This is a genomic window from Mesotoga sp., assembly GCF_035363035.1.
Taxonomy (GTDB): Bacteria; Thermotogota; Thermotogae; order Petrotogales; family Kosmotogaceae; genus Mesotoga.
Map to the genome: position 1 here is coordinate 1 of NZ_DAOSEH010000043.1, position 18,557 is coordinate 18,557.

The following is an 18,557-nucleotide window of genomic DNA, read 5'->3' on the forward strand; positions in this document are numbered from 1 at the left end:
ATCTCATAGACGGAAAAAAGATCGTGATAGTCAAGGGTGCCTTCGATGTTCTCTCCGGCAGATGTGTCGAAGGTAAGACACGTGAGGCGCGCGAATATGTCGATCGGATGGGCCGCGATGCCCTGAGAGTTCTTGCGGTGGCTTTCAAGGAGATCGACGAAGTACCGGCCGAACCGGAACCCGAAATCCTGGAGAGCGGTTTGACCTTCATGGGACTGGTCGGTATGATCGACCCGGCCCGACCCGAAGCGAAAGAAGCAGTCGCGCTGTGCAGAAAGGCCGGTATAAAACCGGTTATGATAACCGGTGACCACTCGCTCACGGCATCTGCCATAGCCAGGGAACTGGGAATACTGGACGATGGCGACGAAACAGTAACCGGAAGCGAGTTGTCGGCGATGACCGAAAGCGAACTCAAAGAGAGAGTCGGAAAGATCTCTGTGTATGCCAGAGTCTCACCCTCCGACAAAATTCGTATAGTCCGGGCCTGGCAAGAGCGGGGAGAGATCGTCGCAATGACCGGCGACGGCGTGAACGACGCTCCGGCTCTTAAGGCAGCCGATATCGGCTGCGCCATGGGTATCACCGGTACCGACGTGGCCAAAGGGGCGGCCGATATGACCCTGACGGACGACAACTTCGCGACAATAGTCGAGGCGGTGAAAGAGGGGCGGGGCATTTACGACAATATAAGAAAAGTGGTCGGCTTCCTTCTTGGAACGAATATCGGGGAGATACTCACCGTTTTCTTCGCCATGTTGCTGTGGAGAGAAGCGCCTCTGCTATCGATGCAACTTCTCTGGATCAATCTGGTAACCGACAGCCTTCCGGCTATAGCGCTGGGTATGGAGCCTGTGGAGAACGACGTGATGAATCGAAGACCGAGGCGAAGAAGGGAAAACATCTTTGCGAACGGGCTCGGCGTACAGGTTTTGCTACAGGGAATGCTGTTTTCCGCCCTCACTCTCATGGGATTCATTATAGGACGCATGACAGGCGATATAGCGACCGGACGTACCATGGCTTTCCTTGTGCTTTCACTGACTCAGGTGGTACATTCATTCAATATGCGTTCCAGTCGTTCCCTGTTCAAAATCGGCCCGTTCACCAACAGAACCCTCACTCTGGCCGCGGTTGTGTCGTTCGCGATGATAGCTCTTGTTTCGTTTGTGCCGCCTCTGGCGACCATCTTCGGTCTGACGACGCTTAGCTATGGTCTGTATCTGGTCGCCGCCCTGCTGGCTTTCGTACCGCTGCCTGTACTTGAAGCGACCAAAATGATCAGTCTGGTAAGGCACAGGAAGTGAGCGTTTCGCGACCGAAGAATCCTTCAATACGGCTTTCACTTAACAGAGGCGAGAAATCGCCTCTTTTCTCTTTTACACAAGAGTTTTACTGTGTTCATCCCCATTGCGGCACACCCGTAGAGATTCGTACCGCCGACGGAGTGGCCGATCACAAAGAAGTTCTTCAGGCTCTCGAGTGTCAAAGGCCTGTTTAAAAAACCCCTGAGCGTATCTTTGAGGCGGAAGTCTTCTTTCCGGCCAAAGCCCTGACCGTTGGCGGTGTATCTTTTCGTAGTCATCGGCGTGGCCACGTCGATGACCTCCACCGCATCGCCAAGACCCGGGAAGACTCTGTCAAGAATCTGTATGGTGTTCCCGGATATCTTTCTCTTTTCATCTTCGTAAGCCTGTCTGTCTTTGTAAAGCTTTTCCCAGTAAGAGTAACTGGTGTCGTACATGACCTTAAGGGCAGTCTTCCCTTTCGGAGCCATCGAGGGATCGTAGCCGTAATTAAGGATGCTGAGCATTTCATGTTTCTCCCCGGCTATTTCAGGGGGTCTGTCTGGAAAGAACGCTATCGAGTTCGGCACCTGAGAGAGGTCCATGCCCACTCCCAGCGACACATGGATCGCCATCATCATTCTATCTATCGGCCGGGAGTACATCGAACGTAACCGGTCGGTCAGATATCTATCGTCCAGGAGCTTCATGAAAGTGTCGTAGCCGTAGATGTCGGAAATAACGTAATCGGCAGTGATTTTCTCTCCGCTCTCGAGTTGAACTCCCGTTGTCACACCGTTATCGGTGAGCACCTTCTCGACCCGGGTCCCATACCTGAGCTCACCCCCCAGCGAGAGGAAACGCTTCTCGACGGCCCTGGAAAACTCGTAAGACCCTCCAGCGTAACGCCCGTACATTTTCCGGCTGGAACCGGCCATGACCGCCAGGTGGAGAGTGAGCGGGATGTTCTTCCAGCCGTATTGAATAACCGGGAAAAACTTTTTCAGAATTGGGCTGGAGAACCTTTCGGCGAACTTATTCATGCTCTCCCTCGAGTACTTGCCGCTTTTCATGAGCGTGGGGATATTCTTCAGCCAGTCGCGGAATTTCCAGAAACCAACTTCCATGAGTTCGATCCTGGAAAGAAGCTTTATGCCCTTTATGTACTGCTCGATAGTATCCGAGTCCTCAGGGGCAAGGCGTTTCATCTCTTCTTCCAGCCTATTGGTATCGTAATAGACTGTGAACTCTCTTCCCGATTCATCGATCACCTTCACCAGTTCTTCAGGAAAGAAGGCCTCAGCAGGCGCTGCCCCGAGATCGCTCCACATTTTGTAAAGAGCCGTTTCTGGCTTCAGACCTGCAAGATGGCGGATGCAGCCGTCGAAAGTGAAGCCGTCGCGATTCCAGGAAGTACAGAGCCCGCCCGCCCTTTCGCCGCTTTCAAGTACGGTCGTCTGAAAACCGTTAAATCTGGCATAGCATCCGGCGGCGAGGCCACCTATTCCTGCGCCGATAACGATTACCTTCGACATTTCAATCCTCCATTATCTCGCGCTTCTTAAGATCGGTCGCATCAGCGATGCTGGTGTGCAAAAACTCCGTTGCGCCCCTTGCTTTTGGCCCTGTACATGGCGACGTCGGCGAGTTGATTAAGATCTCTGGCGCTCATGCCCTCCCGCCACTGTGCGACACCGATACTCAAAGTTATTTTCGGACCACCGCCTTTTTTCGTTGACGATAGATCTCTTTGAAATCTTTCCACTATCCTCTCGCCCACCAGTCTGGCCCGTTCAAGATCGGTCTCTGGAAGTATTATAGCAAACTCATCTCCCCCCACGCGAGAACAGATATCGGTGCTTCTCGTGTAGAGCTTGATCTTTCTGGCCGCCACCTTGAGAGTTTCGTCGCCCACATTATGGCCGAACTCATCGTTGATCTCTTTGAATGAATCGACGTCTATTATCATCAACGAGAGAGGTTTCCCGGAAAAACGACTCTTTCTGATCAGTGAGTTCAATCTGGCATCGTGATACCTTTTGCTGTGGAGACCTGTGAGGTAATCGATACTCAGGGCGGTTGATCTATCTATGACCAGCCTGTTCAATATGTAAGTTCCCAGCAGCGCGATCAGAAGAAATGTGAAGATTATCAGCTGTCTGATTCTGTTGAGCAAATTCTCTATATACTCGAAGGAGAAATCTACCCCCACGACCCCGACCACTTCGTCCTTCGATCGATCCACTATAGGAGCGTAACCGGTCACGAACATTCCCCAGAATTCCCAGTTTACGATATCCGTAGCTCCCGTTATGCACTCTTTAAAGACCCTAAGCTCAAACTCGCCCATGCTATCTACCGTTCCTATGGGAGAGAAGAGTCCGCTCTGCGGATCTTCACCGTCTATCAAATAAACAATCTCAGAGTCGGACAGCTTCTTTTCGGCGAAAATGAAGGTCGCGCCAGTGTTTTTCTTCAATTCTCTGAATAGAGATTGCATCCTGTTGTAATAATCGGTATCGTATTCCTGCAGATCATAATCCTCGACTTCCGCCAGCGCGATGAAAGGATCGATATCCTGCTCTATGAATTTGGCTGCGGTAAAGGCTATGTTCACGGCATTGTTTCCAAGCTCGTAAACAATGAGATCGCGGATGCTGTCATAAAGAAAGTACCCGGATAAGGACAAAAAAACCGCTATCACAACAAAGATAAAGAGCCACGTTAGAAGCAGTCTGTTCTTAAAGCTTCTTGCATACAGGTCCACCTTCGTTTTTTCTTTCTCATCAGGGGTTCCTGTTGAAGAGCCCATCGCTTCATCATCTCCTGCAAGTTTTGAGTTTGTCACTTAAAACATACAAGTTGATCACATCGCAATAAATATACTACCGATGGGCTCAAATGTCCATGAATATATTTATTAAACTTAAGACAACCCGAAACTAATGAATCAAATGTATCAATCATATTTATTGTTCTAACAAATCGAATATAGCAACATCGAATTATTCAACCACCCCCGCCTTCCGCACCGCGGGCGGACAGTAGAGCGGATCGAGCCCTTCAGGCAGCGGGATGTAGATTCGCATCGTTATTTTAAATTTCCCATCAGGTGTCGGAAGCCAGTTGGATTCTTTCGACTCGCCGGGAGATTCGTGCTGTAAGTACAGCACCAGCGAGCCGTCCTCGCCATATGTCAGTTCAGATCGATCGCCGATCGAGTATCTGTTAAGAGGGTTATCGACCAGGAACTGCTCTTCGTCGTACATGGTGATCGACCAGAAGCCTTTCGGATCCACCGGGGGCAACTGCTCTTTGGCGAAGTTTATCACATAGTTGTATCTGGAAGCGTCGAGTGGTTCTCTATCGCTGTCATACAAGCAGTTCGGATAGAAAGTCTCTTCAAGATCGTTTCCGTAAAGCCCGATGTGGGCAGCCGTTGCCCTTATCAGATACAGGCCATGCATCCTCTCTCTGCTTCCGAAGATCCTCTCCGACAGGGACCAGCCGTCCTTTACGATCCCTATCTCTTTTTCCATCGCACTGATTTCGTCGCGAGCTTCAGCAATTGCCGATTCTATTGCCTCCAGCACCGGTTCGGTGAGATTATCGGGGTCGAAGGGATAGTCCGGACCGATTCCGATTTTCGAGAAGCTCTGGATCAAGGCCTCCTCGGAGGGGTGAATCTTGAGCTGTCCGAGCAAGAAGTTGAAATAACCGATAAAACCGGCAGAATCGGCCACAGTCTGATCGAAGGGGGGCAATTTTACTGCATGAAGCTCCTCAAGGGCCGGAGTCCCGTAGTAATTGCTGAGAGGCTGCAACAAATACTGCTGCTGTATTTCGAGAACCCTCTGGAGATCCCCGGGCAGTTCGCTGTCAACACCCGTTCTCACTATGCAATAAACGTAGTTTCCCTCGCTGTAGAATACCTCATCTATACCCGGGGGGGTTTCTCCTTCCCAGCAAGGGCTTACGATCATCACAGTCTTCGCGTCGGAACCGGTGGCCCTCGTCCCCACGTACGCCAGGTTGTGAGTGTACATATCAACCAGCTGGAAGGAGTAGTAGCGGTCGGTGATCTCCGGAATAGAGATAACTATGGGCTCGGTAGAGAGTTCCAGCCATATCATTGAGTATATCGTATCGTTGTTCGGACGGACTATTAGTCTGTTCTGGGGGCCGTGCAACCTATTGAAATGAGTGAACCTGTTGAACCCTCCGAACTGCAAAACCTGAGTGGACATAGTTCTGTAATTCTCGAGCATCGGATAGGCGAAAATGTAAGCTTGCCTGGCGATCGCTCGGGCCTCGGCTGGATCACGTGTGAGCTCAGGCTGAAACGAATAGATTGTTGAGATTAACGCCAGTAAAATAAAGCAGGTTAATATTGTTCTCTTTGAAGACATTGAAAATCCCTCCCCTTTGTTGTAGATAGAACTATCAGACGATCTTGAAGAACAATTTGAAGTCTCCACTTATTCAAAGTCCGACCGGAATGTGTAGGAGTTGATATGTCAATCAATTATATAAAATCGAAGCCAAATCAGTCCTGTGTGCAAACTTTCAATAAATTCAATTTACACAGTTCTGCTCAACGGATAGCCGTACAACTTATACCTTTCGAGTTAAATACAAGAGGCATACATATGTCGTACTTTCTGCAAACGGCTGTTATTGAGGTCATCTTTGCTTCCGAGAGAATCTGGATTATCTTCTCGATTGAGTACTTTTTCCCTTTCATTTTGGTTCGCCTCCCTTAGTAAGTCTATCATTTACTTTGTCTCGTTTTAGGGGAGCAGACCAATCGTCGTTGAATAAACACGGCGTGGTAACTCTTCTATATATGCTCTGTACGGCCGTCTTTGGAACGATATGGAGGGAGGCAGGTTCTTTTTGAATCTTGAAAAAAGAGCCCGCGGCGACACACAGGCGGACTCTTCTCGGTTTTTGGGAAGCTTTTCAAATGGTGTGCTTAAAACTCTTCGCCGGTGAGCGACACCGGTTGAACGCCGGTAAAAAAGCTGTAATTGAGCGCCAGATATGGCCTGGCGAAGGGAACCGCGCTGAATGGTTCGAGTATCCAGTAACCGGCGAACCCCCCATCCAGCATGAATTTGCCGATATAGGAGCCAAAGCCTATCCTTGAATAGAGAGGTGTGCCTTGAGGCTTTCTGGAGCCTTCGATTATCTGGAAAAGATGGCTCAGCGACCAGTACAGTTGCAGCCGTACGTAGAAGTTGTTGAAGACGCCCGGCGTGGCGACCAATCCGATGGAGGAGTGGTCGAGAATGCTGTACCCCTTCACCACGAAGCTGGACCAGTTGAAGGAGAAGATGTAGGACTGCACCACTCCCCTGATTAGAGGCGTGCCCACCGACAGCTCGGCGAAGACCGGCGTCTCCAGCGAACCTGAGGACATGTCAAGATTGAAACCTATTCCCACGTTGAACGCGATAGAAAACACCATGGCCGATAGTACCAGTACCGGAATTAGCAGCAACTTTTTCACTTCGAAACCCCCTTCAAAATGAGTTGTTTCCGCCTTCGTGGTAACCCGTCGAGAAGATCGTAGGAAGATCGAACTCCCTTTTCTCGACCTTTATTCCCCAGATTTGCGTGTAGCTTTTCTTACCTATCACAAGCCCTCCGGCCATGTCGTTCTCGACTCTCTTCATACCCCTCTCGAAAGCCTCGTCGGAGATCAGTCTGAGGGCGGAGTAAGCCCTTTCCCTGTACTGTTCGTAATGCTGGCTTTTGAACTCGAAAGTGGTCTTGACCTTGGTCGTGTAGATCCCCTCGAAGCCTGCCTGTTTCATGGCGCTCATTATGGCCGAGTTGCCAGGGTATCTCTTTCTGTCGATTTCCAGCACCTCGGGGAAGTAATGTGTCAGTGTTCTGTCTTCGATATCCTGACAGGAGTCCGTGACGGTTAGGGCGCTGCCGTCGTACATAAGGACTCTGTAACTCTCTCTGAAGAGGTTGTCCAGTTCGGAGAGGTAGTGGACCAGGTTTATATTGAAGACGAAGTCGAAACTGCCGTCACCGTAAGGAAACGGTTCCTGCGCATCGCTAACGATAAACTCAAGGCTCGAGTTCTTTCTTTTCGCTTCTTCTATCATGTTTTGACTTATGTCGAAGCCGTAACCGCGGGCGTTGAGAAGCTCGGAAAGTATCGAAAGGTAATCTGCAGGTCCGCATCCCGCTTCTAGAATGTTATCGGCGTAACGCACTCTGTTGAAGATATGCTCGACCAATTTTTCGTTGGGATATCTGAACTGCGAATATGTCTGCGCTATCCGGTCGAACGGAAAAGCTTTATCGTTTCTGTTCATTCAATTCACCTCTAGCTTATAGTGTAACAGAATTGCGGGTTCAAAGAATTGGAATTGGAGTGTCTTTCCGACCACGATTCTGATCTCTATCTCCTTAATCATTGTATAATCAACACGAGGGATCGGCTCTCTTTTTCATTCTTAGTATATTTCTGTTTGTTTATAACATTATCCAGGGGAGTGGTATGAATGTCTTCAAGCATTGTTATCGTAACCGGCATGTCGGGCGCCGGCAAGTCTTCGGCCATAGACGTGCTGGAGGATTTCGGCTTCTTCTGCATGGATAACGTTCCCCCGACTATGATCGAGCAACTCGTAGGTATGATAAACGAACACTCGGTTGAAAAAAGCGCCTTCGTCATGGATATAAGGACGGCGAAAAAGTTCGGGGGGATGGATAAGCTTCGCAAAAGCCTGCTTGCTTTGAAAGATAGGGGGGTCAACATACTCTCTATCTTTCTCGACGCGGATGACGACGTACTGTATTACCGGTACCAAAAAACCAGGAGGGCTCATCCCCTCCAGGAGGAACAGGAACTGGAAAAGGCGATACAAAAAGAGCGGAGTATCATGAATCAGTTGAAAGACCACTGCGATTATATTCTTAACACCTCAACCATGGACATGAAGGAAATGAAGGAAGCCATAATCTCCATCATCCGTAACCGCGGCTACAAACTGCCACCTATGAAGGTCGAGATCGAAAGCTTCTCTTACAACCAGGGCATACCGCACGACGCAAACCTAATCTTCGATGTCAGGTTCCTTCCCAATCCCTACTACCACGAAAACCTCACGGAGCTGACCGGAATGGACAGGGAGGTCCAGGAATATCTGGAGACCTTTCCCGGACTCGAAAAGTACTTCCAAGCCGTTCTCAACCTCTGTAAAATGACCATCGAAGGCTTCGCCGGAAGCGGGAGAAACTCGGTCAAAATAGCGGTGGGATGCACCGGCGGCCGACACAGGTCAGTATATATCGCCGAAAGACTCTACGAGGCTCTGAAATCACCGGACCTGAAACTCTCGATAGACCACAGAGAACAGAAAAAACACCGTAACAACAGCGAGATTTAAAGGATAGTGGGAAAAGGTCATCGGGAGTTCTACAGCGTTCTTAGACGTTAGAGGGCTACCAGAGACTAGAGGTGACAGGTTAAGGAGGATCTTCGCCGGAATTGTTGTGAACCAATCGGCGCGGTGAAAGTCTTATAAACTGTGAAGATATTTGATTATCGCGATTTCTGAGGGGAGATAGCAATGAAACGTACCGAGATTCTATATCTCTTTTTGCTTTTTTCCGTCACAGTCGCCGTTTCTTCGGGTTTTCTCGTTCTGAAGGGCGATTTCAGCGCTATTGCAGTCACGGAAAAGGCTATTCGACGCGGAGAGAGTTTTTCTCTGGAGGTTCCCGTATCCGGTCTGGAGCGTCCGGTGCTGGCTTATTCTCGTGGAGCCAGCCTTCTCGATTTTCAAGCCGGAGAGGGGACGGTCAGCTACCTCTTCACGGCCGACGATCCCGACGCCGTGATAGTGGTCGAATATGACGGCCTCTTCAAGGCCAGAAAAGTCGTTTCGCTGGACTTCGAAGGTTTCGTGGATGAGAATTCCGACGGCTTCCCGGATATGCTAGTTCTCGATTCGAACGACGCCTGGTGCTTCAGGGCATGGTTCGTAAACATCGCGGCCTATCAGGCTATACAGTTCTCGGGCAGGTGGAGCAATCAGGAGAGAGACTGCTCTGGCCTGATAAGATTCGCGGCGAGGGAGGCGCTGAGGGTTCACGACGACAACTGGTTCAGGGAGACGGGAATAGACACGCGTCTTTGGTTTGAAAAGACCGGCATAGACCTTACGATCCTTCCCGATGTCGTCAAGTACAACTATCCGGCCATTCCAATCGTTGGCCCGAAGCTTTTCATCGATTCTAGCGGGCAATTCACTTACTTTGCCGATGCCTATAACCTCGTCAGGAGTAATATGGTATATAGGGGTAGAGATATCGCGTCGGCCAGACCAGGAGATATCATCTTTTTCCACCACCCCTCGCCTTCTACTTTTCACTCCATGATATACACCGGCGATGGATTGATCTACCACACGGGTCCCCTTTCGCCTGGCGATAGTGGCTCCTTGAAGGTCTGGAGTTTGAACGATTATATGAGAATGATGCCTTATCAATGGTTACCTATAAACAACAACGAATACTTTCTTGGGGTTTACAGCTTCAAGTGGTTACCCCGGATGTGATGGAGGGTGAAAATGAAGAGAATCATCGTTCTCCTGCTCCTGTTAGTTTCCGCGATCACCGCGGTACAGGCGTTTCAGATCCAGCAGTATGGCTACAGATTCGATGGCTTTTTCATCGAAATCTACTCACTGGACAATCTTCCGACGATCTATACCGACAAAACAGATGGCTACATCGACATCAAGGTGTACAGCCTCGATCAAGAAGACCTGACGGGAGCCCTGACGATCGGCGATGTCAGGATCTCGGGCGATCCGCTCTATGCGATCAGGCAGACCGTTAAAGAGAATCAGAGGTTGACCCTGCCGGTAGATAGCATGAAAGGACTCAGGCTACTGGTGGTCACTTCCGAATCGAAAACGGCTAAAGTGATGACTAGCTACCGGACCGTGGGGGCGCAGTTGCTCAAACACGAAAAAGGAGCGATGTTGAGGCTCTGGACAAGGGAGGATTCCATCTTTATCAAAGATTTCTCTCTTTACAGACTCAGGGACGGCTCTCTAATAGGGAAGGCCGAAGACGGGCTCTTCGTGTTCGATTCGCTTCCGGAGAGCGGCGAGGCCGTTCTGGTTCAGTCGCCTTACGGTTCGCTCCTCTGGAAGCCCGGGGAGTACGATTACTACCTGCCTTCCAGATACGTATCCATGACTTTCACCGACAGACCGGCGTACAAAGCCGGAGAGACCGTAAACTTCAGGTCTTTCATAAGGGAGATCACTCCGGAGGGTTATAAGATCCCGAAACTGGGTCCGGTAGAGGTCGAGATAACCGATCCTCTCAACCGCTCGGTGTACAAAGAAAACCTCACTCCCGACGAACTGGGTTCTATCGACTCATCTTTCAAAACTTATTCGGAGATCACCAGGGGTTCGTACAGAATCATAGTGCGCTGGGAGGGGAACGAAGATTACTACTACTTCCAGATAGCCGACTATAAGAAGCCCACCTTCTTCACCACGGCCGAAGCGACCGCCAAAGTCTTCAAGAAAGGCGAGTCCGTCAGCATAGACGTGAAATCCCAGTACTATTTCGGCGATCCGGTGTCGCTGGGAAAGGTCGATTACACGATATACAAAGGCGGCCAGTACATAGACAACGGGACGGCCAGACTCGACGGTGTCGGCGAGACGGTCATAGGCTACAACGGTCCGCTGGATCCCGGTTACTACTACGCGGTCGTCACTGTGTCCGACGATACGGGAATGCAGTCGCGCACCACGGTGGATTTCAAGATCGTGCAGGGCACCTTCGGCTTCGTCACAGAATACACGCTCAACAACAAACAGCTGATGGCCAAAATAGAGACACGGCTGAACGACGACACGCCGGTGTCCAAAACAATTGAGGTGAAGGCCTGGTACGAACAGAGCGTAACGCTGATCGACCAGGGCAAAGCCGTAGAGAAGAAAGTCAAGATCAACGTTGTCAGAAGGGAGATCACCACCGGAAGCGACGGCAAAGCAGAGTTCACCGTAGATCTCGCAGAGGTGCCCGACGACAATCTGGTGTACATAGAGCTGAGCGGCGCGCCCTCCGGCGAAGCGGAAGTGACCGACAGATACTCCATATACGTAGGCTCTTACTACGAATACTACGGGTCTCTGACGCTGGACAGGATAACACCGGCCGCTCCCGGTTCGAAAGCGAGCCTCTCCTTCTTCTCCTCCAGCGAGCTCGACCTCTGGATTATCGCCGATTTCTCCGGCACATTCTCCCAGTTCCCTTATCACGCGCTCGCCGGCAAAAACGCGGTTGAGGTCGAAATACCCGAAGGCTACGCCTACGAGAGTTTCGTGCTGTATCTGGTCAGTTACAAGAACTACCAGATGAATTACAGCTGGATGATAGAGGTCGATTCTCCCCTGAAGGACTACAGTGTGAAGTTGATCACCGAAGAGAGATACGCCCCCGGAGAGAACGTTAACCTGAAGGTCGAGGTAACCGATCCCGACGGTAAACCGGCCAGCGTCGGATTGACGGTAGCGGTCGTCTCGCAGGCCATGCTCTCGCTCTTCGAAGGAGACCAGGATTACTGGAAGGGTTCGCTCATGAATCCCTTCTACAGAGGTTTCGGCTCGATCACTCTGGTAGATCTCTACTACTCCCCGTATCCGACCATAGCGCGACTGGGCGACCTCCTCGAATCGCAGCCCCCGGCGGCCGAATCGAAGATGCTGGCCAACGAGGCCTACGGAATGGGAGATCGCGGCGGTTCGGGAGAAGGTCTCACATCGGACGTGAAAGCAAGAAAACTCTTCAGCGACAGCGCCCTCTGGTCGGTCGGAACCTTCACCGATGAGGCTGGCCGGGCGGAACTCGCGTTCGTAGTTCCCGAAGATCTCGACACCTGGACCGTGAGAGCTCTGGCGTCCGATATGGGCGGAGGGTTCAGCTACGCCAGATCCAGCTTCGAGACGTGGAAGCCGATGACTGTCAGCAGCTTCCTTCCCGAGTTCCTGATAGCCGGCGACAAGGTGCAGCTCGTCTTCTCGGTCAAGAACAACACCGACTCGCAGATGCCGGTTCTTTCGGGTTTCTACGTTGATGGAAAGGTTATCGAGGAGAAGGGTTCGACGGTGCCGGCCTTCCAGAGCTCGACTTTCAGATACGAGGTGAATGTACCCGATCTCGAAGCCTCACAGAAAGACGAGAAACTCACGGTGAAGTTCGTCGTTGAAGGGAGCAGAGGCTCGGACGGCGTGGAATACGAAATACCCGTGAAGCCGAGGTTCACTTACGTGAGGTTCGGCGAACTGGACTTCCTGAATGGCGAGAGAACGCTTGAATTCTCCGCCAACTCTGTCGGCTGGATAACCATCGCCTCCACGATAGATCCCATACTTCTGGAGGCCATACGTTACCTGGTAGACTATCCGTACGGTTGCGTAGAGCAGACCATGAGCCGTTTCCTGCCCGCCGTCGCCGCTTCGAAGCTTCTCGAAAGCGCCGATGAAGCCTTCGCCGATAGAGTGAAGGTCGTAACGGACCAGAGTCTGGAGAGACTGTACGGCTACCAGCACTACGATGGAGGCTGGGGCTGGTGGAGAGACGACCAGACCGACGCCTTCATGACGGCTTACGTTATGTACGGTTTCTATCTGGCCATGGAAAACGGCTACGAAATAAACAACGATGTCATCAGGATGGGTTACTCGGCCATGAAGGATCTGCACAGTTCCTCTCCCGACCCATTCCTGCAGTACGTGATAGCCCTCTTCAGCAGAAAGCTCAGAGATCCGATAAGTGCCATCGTCGATTACAAGGAAGATGTCCCTTCCATGATCCTCTCTTCGCTCACGGCCAAGGTGTTCAACCTAAATGAACGGGCGAAAAGCCTCTTCGATGAAGCCATGAGCTACGTGGATCTGGAAAGCGATAAACCGGTCAAGGGCAGCAGCTTCAACTATTTCTTCGACGAGACGGTTACGCTCTCCTTCCTGTTGAAGGCCGCCGTCAATCTTCAGATTTCGCCCGACGAGATCGGAGCTATCTCCAGAAAGCTTCTCACGATGGGTGACGGAAGTTACTGGTACAGAACGGCTTCAACGGCGCTGGCTGTTGCATCACTGGCCTCTTTCAGCTCTTCTCTATCAAAAGATGCGGAGGTTTCCGTTACGGCCAATGGCTCACTCCTCGAGGCTGTAAGCGATGGCACTTCCCTGACATTCGCCATCGTGCCCGGTGTCATGACGATCAAAACCACTGGGCTCGTCGCAGTTTCGATCAATGGAGAGACAGCGGTCCCGGCCGGAGAGATAAAACCTTCCGAGAGCGGAATCGGGCTGGAAAGGATATTGAGAAGGAAGTTGAGCGTCCCGATGGATAACACTTACATTCTCACGACCCCCCAGCTAGATTCGCCATACGTTGTGGCTTCCCTCAAACTGCTTTCGCCCGATGAAGTCGATGGACTCGAGATAGACGTCGCCAGGCAGCTCGAAGGGATGGCGCTCTCGGTAGCAGATGGTGAACTCATGCTCGGCTCGTACCACCTCGGACTGAAGATATACGAGGGCGAGATCATGGGCAGCACTCCTGAAGGTTTCGTGTTGAAGACGGTCGAATCCGATTACTATCTCAACGGTGTGGAGATATATCTCATGACCCTTAAACCCCAGTCGCCGGTAAAGGCCGGGGAGACAATTATTTCGGAGGTGCACGTCAACATACCGGAAAACGCCCCTTACATAGTCGTGGAAGATATGTTGCCCTCAACGGGGATCGCGATCGAGGAGAATCCCGAGGGAGATATGCTGGGCTTCTCGAAATTCTATTATTACGATTACTGGTGGGGCTATACCTTCCGTGAGGACAGGTTCGACAGAGTGGCCTTCTTCTTCAGGTACAATGGTGAGTTCGTGACAAGAACGACCTGGAGAGTACTCACGACCGGTGAGTTCCTCATACCGGCCGTACAGGCATGGGCCATGTACGACGGTCAGTATTCGGCCAATACGTCGCCAGTCCTTTTAAAAGTGGAATGAAGAGAGTCGCGATCGTTTCATTTCTGTATGCCTCGATTTTTCTGGCAGGATATACAAGCTCCCACATCGGCTGGGACTCTCCCGAGCTGTTGGCTTACAGGAACGCTCTGGAGAGACTAACGGGTAGAACGGTTGTGGGAAATTACAACGTAATTATCGCTTCTTCGGCGGGAGAGTTTTCAAGGCTCTCCCGCCTTGGTTACTGGTTCGTGGCGGCCACACACGGGGAGACCATATATCTTCAACCGCTCAGCCTTATCCCCGACCTGGCCCGGACACTGGCTCACGAGATGTCGCACATCTTTTTTCAACGCTTCAACCTCCCCTATTGGCTGGAGGAGGGCTTCGTTTGCACGGTCACGGGCGAATGGGTCGGCAGGGAAGAGCCGTTGCTGGAAAACATCGAAGAGCTGGATCACACCGGGATGGATTTCATGACTTACAGGGCCTACAGTTTCTCCTGCTGGAGAAGGGTGGGCCAATTGCTCAGGGAGCACGGCTTCAACGAACTGATCTCGAGATTCGTGGCCGCTCAGTGAAGCCGGTCCACTCCGACCTGCCATACAGGGAGTCGTCTCGCGGTTTTCCGGAGTCTTCGCGATAGATAGAGATCCGGGGTGATGGATTTGGGTGGCGAGTGTTTGAAGCGATGGGAACTGGCGGGTTTCTTTTTCATCTTCTTCGCGGGCGCACTGCTCCACTTCGCGTATGAAGTGAGCGGAGAGAACGTTTTCGTCGGAGCGCTTACCCCGGTGAACGAGAGCGTCTGGGAGCACCTCAAGCTCGTTTTTCTACCGGGGGTTATTCTCTTTTTTATGGAAATCGGATTCTGTAAAGGCATTTCCGGGAGCTCCTTGCTGGCCGGCAAAACACTGGGAATATATATAATGTGCGGCACTATCCTGGGCGGCTTTTACCTATATACGCTGTTCGTCCGCCACAATCTTATCATCGATCTTCTCCTGATGGCCTTCGCCATCTATCTGGGACAGGCAGTCTCTTTCAAAATCGCCTCGGCCGGAAAAGCAACCGTGGCGACTGCCGTTGTAGCCACCATTTTTTTGATAGCTCTTGGAGCGATCTTTGTAGTTTTCACCTTCCGGCCACCCGAACTGGAGCCGTTCAGAGATTCCCTGACAGGGAAATACGGTACAGGATGAGGCGGTGACGGTTCTTAAGATCATTTGAGAAGTTTTCGAAAAACAGGCAGAATAAATCGCGGGGTGAGTGGGTTGCTGAGATACTTAATTAAAATCATGATATCGGCGATAATAATAACCGTTGTTTCAGAGGTAAGCAAAAAGACCGGCTACATAGGCGGACTTATAGCCTCATTGCCTCTCACATCGATGCTGGCGCTTTTCTGGCTCTACAACGACACGAAGGACGTCGACAAAGTTGCCGGGCTCTCCACCAGCATTCTTTTGTTTGTGATTCCATCCTTGATTTTCTTTGTTGTTATGCCACTGCTCCTGAAGAAAGATATGAATTTCTACTTGGCGCTAGCGATTTCAAGCGGGGCAATGGTGTCAGGGTACGCGTTTTTTTCGTTCATCCTTTCCAGGTTCGGTATTAAGTTGTGATTTTCACACGAAACGTTGCGGTTTCCTGATCGCTATCTTTTCCCTTTTAAATAGCGCTCGATGTCCACTTTTTCATTGGTAGTTGGATAATGATAGAATTGTCACTATAAAGGAAAGGGGGGGTTTGCGTGTCTCTTAATTCCACCATTGGAGAGGCGATGACGATAAAGCTTGACGATCGTCTGCCACCGGAACCGGTCTTCGAGCCGTCCATAAGGAGGGCTCCGAAGAGAGAGTTGAATCTCGGCGAGGCCGAAATTGAACTGGCCCTCAAGAACGCTCTCAGGTACATCCCCGGTGAACTCCACGAAAGACTGGCGCCGGAATTCCTGCGGGAGCTTCTTACACGGGGCAGAATTTATGGTTACAGATACAGACCGCAGGGCAGGATAAAAGGGAAACCCATAGAGGAATACAGGGGTAACTGCATAGAGGGGAGGGCCTTCCAGGTGATGATAGACAACAACCTGGACTTCGATGTCGCGCTCTACCCGTATGAACTCGTCACTTACGGCGAAACCGGCCAGGTCTGCCAGAACTGGATGCAGTACAGGCTTATAAAGAGATACCTGGAGGAGCTGACCGACGAGCAGACGCTGGTGGTCATGTCGGGCCACCCGCTGGGTCTCTTCAAGTCTCACAGGCACAGCCCGAGGGTCGTTATCACCAACGCCCTTATGGTCGGGATGTTCGACAATCAGCGGGAGTGGATACGTGCTCAGGCGCTCGGTGTGGCCAACTACGGACAGATGACGGCCGGCGGTTGGATGTACATAGGCCCTCAGGGGATCGTCCACGGCACTTTCAACACCATTCTCAACGCGGGGAGAATGAAGCTGGGCATACCCGACGCCGGCAACCTGAAGGGTCACCTCTTCGTGTCGTCGGGTCTGGGCGGCATGAGCGGCGCGCAGGGAAAGGCGGTGCGTATCGCCGGAGGAGTCGGCATCATAGCGGAGGTCGATATCTCCAGGATAAAGACGCGTCTCGAACAGGGCTGGATCGATTCTCTCGCCCGGAGTCCGGAAGAGTCTTTCAGGATCGCAGCCGAAAAGCTCGCCTCGGGCGAGAGCCATGCGGTGGCCTTCCACGGAAACATCGTGGATCTCCTTCAGCACGCGGTGGACGAGAAGATACCCGTAGAGCTGCTCTCGGACCAGACTTCCTGTCACGCTCCGTACGACGGTGGCTACTGTCCGCAGGGCCTGAGTTTCGAGGAGCGGACGGAGATGCTGGCCTCCGACAAAGAGAGGTTCAGGAGACTTGTGGATGATTCTCTCAGAAAACACTTCGGCCTCATAAAGACGCTGGTGGAGAGGGGGACCTATTTCTTCGATTACGGCAACTCCTTTATGAAGGCCGTCTTCGACGCGGGTGCAAAGGAGATTGCCAGAAACGGCCGCGACACTTCCGAAGGCTTCATCTTCCCCTCTTACGTCGAGGATATAATGGGACCTATGCTCTTCGATTACGGGTACGGTCCTTTCAGATGGGTCTGCCTGAGCGGCCTGAGGGAAGACCTTCTCAAGACCGACAGGGCGGCCATGGAGTGCATAGACCCCGACAGGCGCGGTCAGGACAGGGACAACTACATCTGGATAAGGGACGCCGACAGAAACGGGCTGGTGGTCGGAACACAGGCCAGGATTCTCTACCAGGACGCCGAAGGCCGGAAAAAAATAGCGCTCAAGTTCAACGAAATGGTCAGAAAGGGAGAGATAGGACCGGTGATGCTGGGCAGAGACCATCACGATACCGGAGGAACCGACTCACCCTTCAGAGAGACCTCCAATATAAAGGATGGAAGCAACGTGATGGCCGACATGGCGACTCAGTGTTTCGCCGGAAACGCCGCCAGGGGTATGAGTCTGGTCGCCCTCCACAACGGGGGTGGCGTGGGGATAGGAAAGGCCATTAACGGTGGGTTCGGCCTGGTGCTGGACGGCAGCGAGAGAGTCGACGGTATAATCTCGACGTCTATACCCTGGGACGTGATGGGCGGTGTCGCCCGGAGGGCCTGGGCCAGAAACGAGAAGGCCGTCGAGACGTCTATCGAATTCAACAGGTCCGCCGGGGGAAAATCACACATAACTCTGCCGTATCTGGTCGAGCAAGAACTCATAGATAGAGTATTGAGATCGGTAAAGGAGTGAATGGAATGGTCATCTACTTCAAGAAGAGCGACGAAGAAACGACGAAGACACTTCTGGAACACATTTTCACCAGCGCGCTGAAGCGTGGTATAAGAGATATCGTGCTGCCTTCGACACTCGGCAACGTGGCGAGGCTGGCCTTCGAAACGGTACCGTCCTCGCTAAGGCTGGTGATAGTGACTCACTCGGTCGGTTTCAGAAAGCCCGACCACGACGAGTTCGATCAACCGGTGAGAGAGATGTACTCTGGCTCGCGTCACACGATCCTGACGGCAACGCATCTCTTCAGGGGGCTAGACGGAGCTTTTTACAAAAGCAGCGGCGGAACTTATCCACCCCAGGTCTTCGCCACCGCTCTCAGACTCTTCGGTCAAGGGACCAAGGTGGCCGTGGAGATAGCTATGATGGCGGCCGATTCGGGCCTGGTGAGCGTGAACGACTGGATAATCTCGGCCGGGGGAACTG

At 51.8% G+C, this 18,557-nt stretch carries 14 protein-coding genes; 9 read left to right on the plus strand and 5 right to left on the minus strand.

Going from position 1 to position 18,557, the window contains the following annotated elements; genetic code table 11:
- Window positions 1-1,307 (plus strand): cation-translocating P-type ATPase (locus tag PKX57_RS07565; RefSeq protein ID WP_472416627.1); only part of this gene is annotated, 1,307 nt, incomplete at its 5' end.
- A gap of 35 nt (window positions 1,308-1,342) precedes the next feature.
- On the opposite strand, the gene PKX57_RS07570 is transcribed toward PKX57_RS07565, so the two are convergent.
- The 5 genes from PKX57_RS07570 to PKX57_RS07590 form a co-directional block, all read right to left on the minus strand.
- The gene (locus tag PKX57_RS07570; protein WP_472416629.1) at window positions 1,343-2,821 is read right to left on the minus strand and encodes a phytoene desaturase family protein; all 1,479 of its coding nucleotides are present in this window, start codon (window positions 2,819-2,821) and stop codon (window positions 1,343-1,345) included.
- A 41-nt stretch (window positions 2,822-2,862) separates the two neighbouring features.
- A complete protein-coding gene (locus PKX57_RS07575) occupies window positions 2,863-3,903 on the minus strand; it encodes a GGDEF domain-containing protein (protein WP_472416631.1) in 1,041 nt (346 codons plus the stop codon).
- A gap of 388 nt (window positions 3,904-4,291) precedes the next feature.
- A complete protein-coding gene (locus PKX57_RS07580; RefSeq protein WP_472416633.1) occupies window positions 4,292-5,695 on the minus strand; it encodes a DUF1254 domain-containing protein in 1,404 nt (467 codons plus the stop codon).
- Between the two features lie 566 nt (window positions 5,696-6,261).
- On the minus strand, window positions 6,262-6,798 hold the full coding sequence (locus PKX57_RS07585) for a hypothetical protein (protein ID WP_213921660.1): 537 nt from the start codon (window positions 6,796-6,798) through the stop codon (window positions 6,262-6,264).
- A 13-nt stretch (window positions 6,799-6,811) separates the two neighbouring features.
- Window positions 6,812-7,621: a methyltransferase domain-containing protein gene (locus tag PKX57_RS07590; protein WP_213921659.1), complete on the minus strand. Its 810-nt coding sequence runs from the start codon at window positions 7,619-7,621 to the stop codon at window positions 6,812-6,814.
- Window positions 7,622-7,810: 189 nt separating this feature from the next.
- On the opposite strand from PKX57_RS07590, the gene rapZ reads away from it, so the two are divergent.
- The 8 genes from rapZ to PKX57_RS07630 form a co-directional block, all read left to right on the plus strand.
- The gene (gene rapZ / locus PKX57_RS07595) at window positions 7,811-8,698 is read left to right on the plus strand and encodes an RNase adapter RapZ (RefSeq protein ID WP_213921658.1); all 888 of its coding nucleotides are present in this window, start codon (window positions 7,811-7,813) and stop codon (window positions 8,696-8,698) included.
- 183 nt (window positions 8,699-8,881) lie between these two features.
- Complete coding sequence (locus PKX57_RS07600) at window positions 8,882-9,871, plus strand: DUF1175 domain-containing protein (RefSeq protein ID WP_472416635.1); 990 nt, start codon at window positions 8,882-8,884, stop codon at window positions 9,869-9,871.
- A gap of 12 nt (window positions 9,872-9,883) precedes the next feature.
- Window positions 9,884-14,356: an MG2 domain-containing protein gene (locus tag PKX57_RS07605; protein WP_472416637.1), complete on the plus strand. Its 4,473-nt coding sequence runs from the start codon at window positions 9,884-9,886 to the stop codon at window positions 14,354-14,356.
- A complete protein-coding gene (locus tag PKX57_RS07610; RefSeq protein WP_472416639.1) occupies window positions 14,353-14,895 on the plus strand; it encodes a hypothetical protein in 543 nt (180 codons plus the stop codon). The genes PKX57_RS07605 and PKX57_RS07610 overlap by 4 nt, the downstream gene beginning before the upstream one ends.
- Window positions 14,896-14,997: 102 nt before the next feature.
- Window positions 14,998-15,516: a DUF6512 family protein gene (locus tag PKX57_RS07615; RefSeq protein WP_472416641.1), complete on the plus strand. Its 519-nt coding sequence runs from the start codon at window positions 14,998-15,000 to the stop codon at window positions 15,514-15,516.
- A gap of 63 nt (window positions 15,517-15,579) precedes the next feature.
- Window positions 15,580-15,939, plus strand: coding sequence for a DUF3147 family protein (locus PKX57_RS07620; protein ID WP_470745058.1), 360 nt, complete (start codon window positions 15,580-15,582; stop codon window positions 15,937-15,939).
- Between the two features lie 158 nt (window positions 15,940-16,097).
- Window positions 16,098-18,092, plus strand: coding sequence for a urocanate hydratase (locus tag PKX57_RS07625; RefSeq protein ID WP_472416645.1), 1,995 nt, complete (start codon window positions 16,098-16,100; stop codon window positions 18,090-18,092).
- A gap of 5 nt (window positions 18,093-18,097) precedes the next feature.
- Window positions 18,098-18,557, plus strand: a 460-nt coding sequence (locus PKX57_RS07630) for a pyruvate kinase alpha/beta domain-containing protein (RefSeq protein ID WP_472416643.1), incomplete at its 3' end; no start/stop codon positions are given.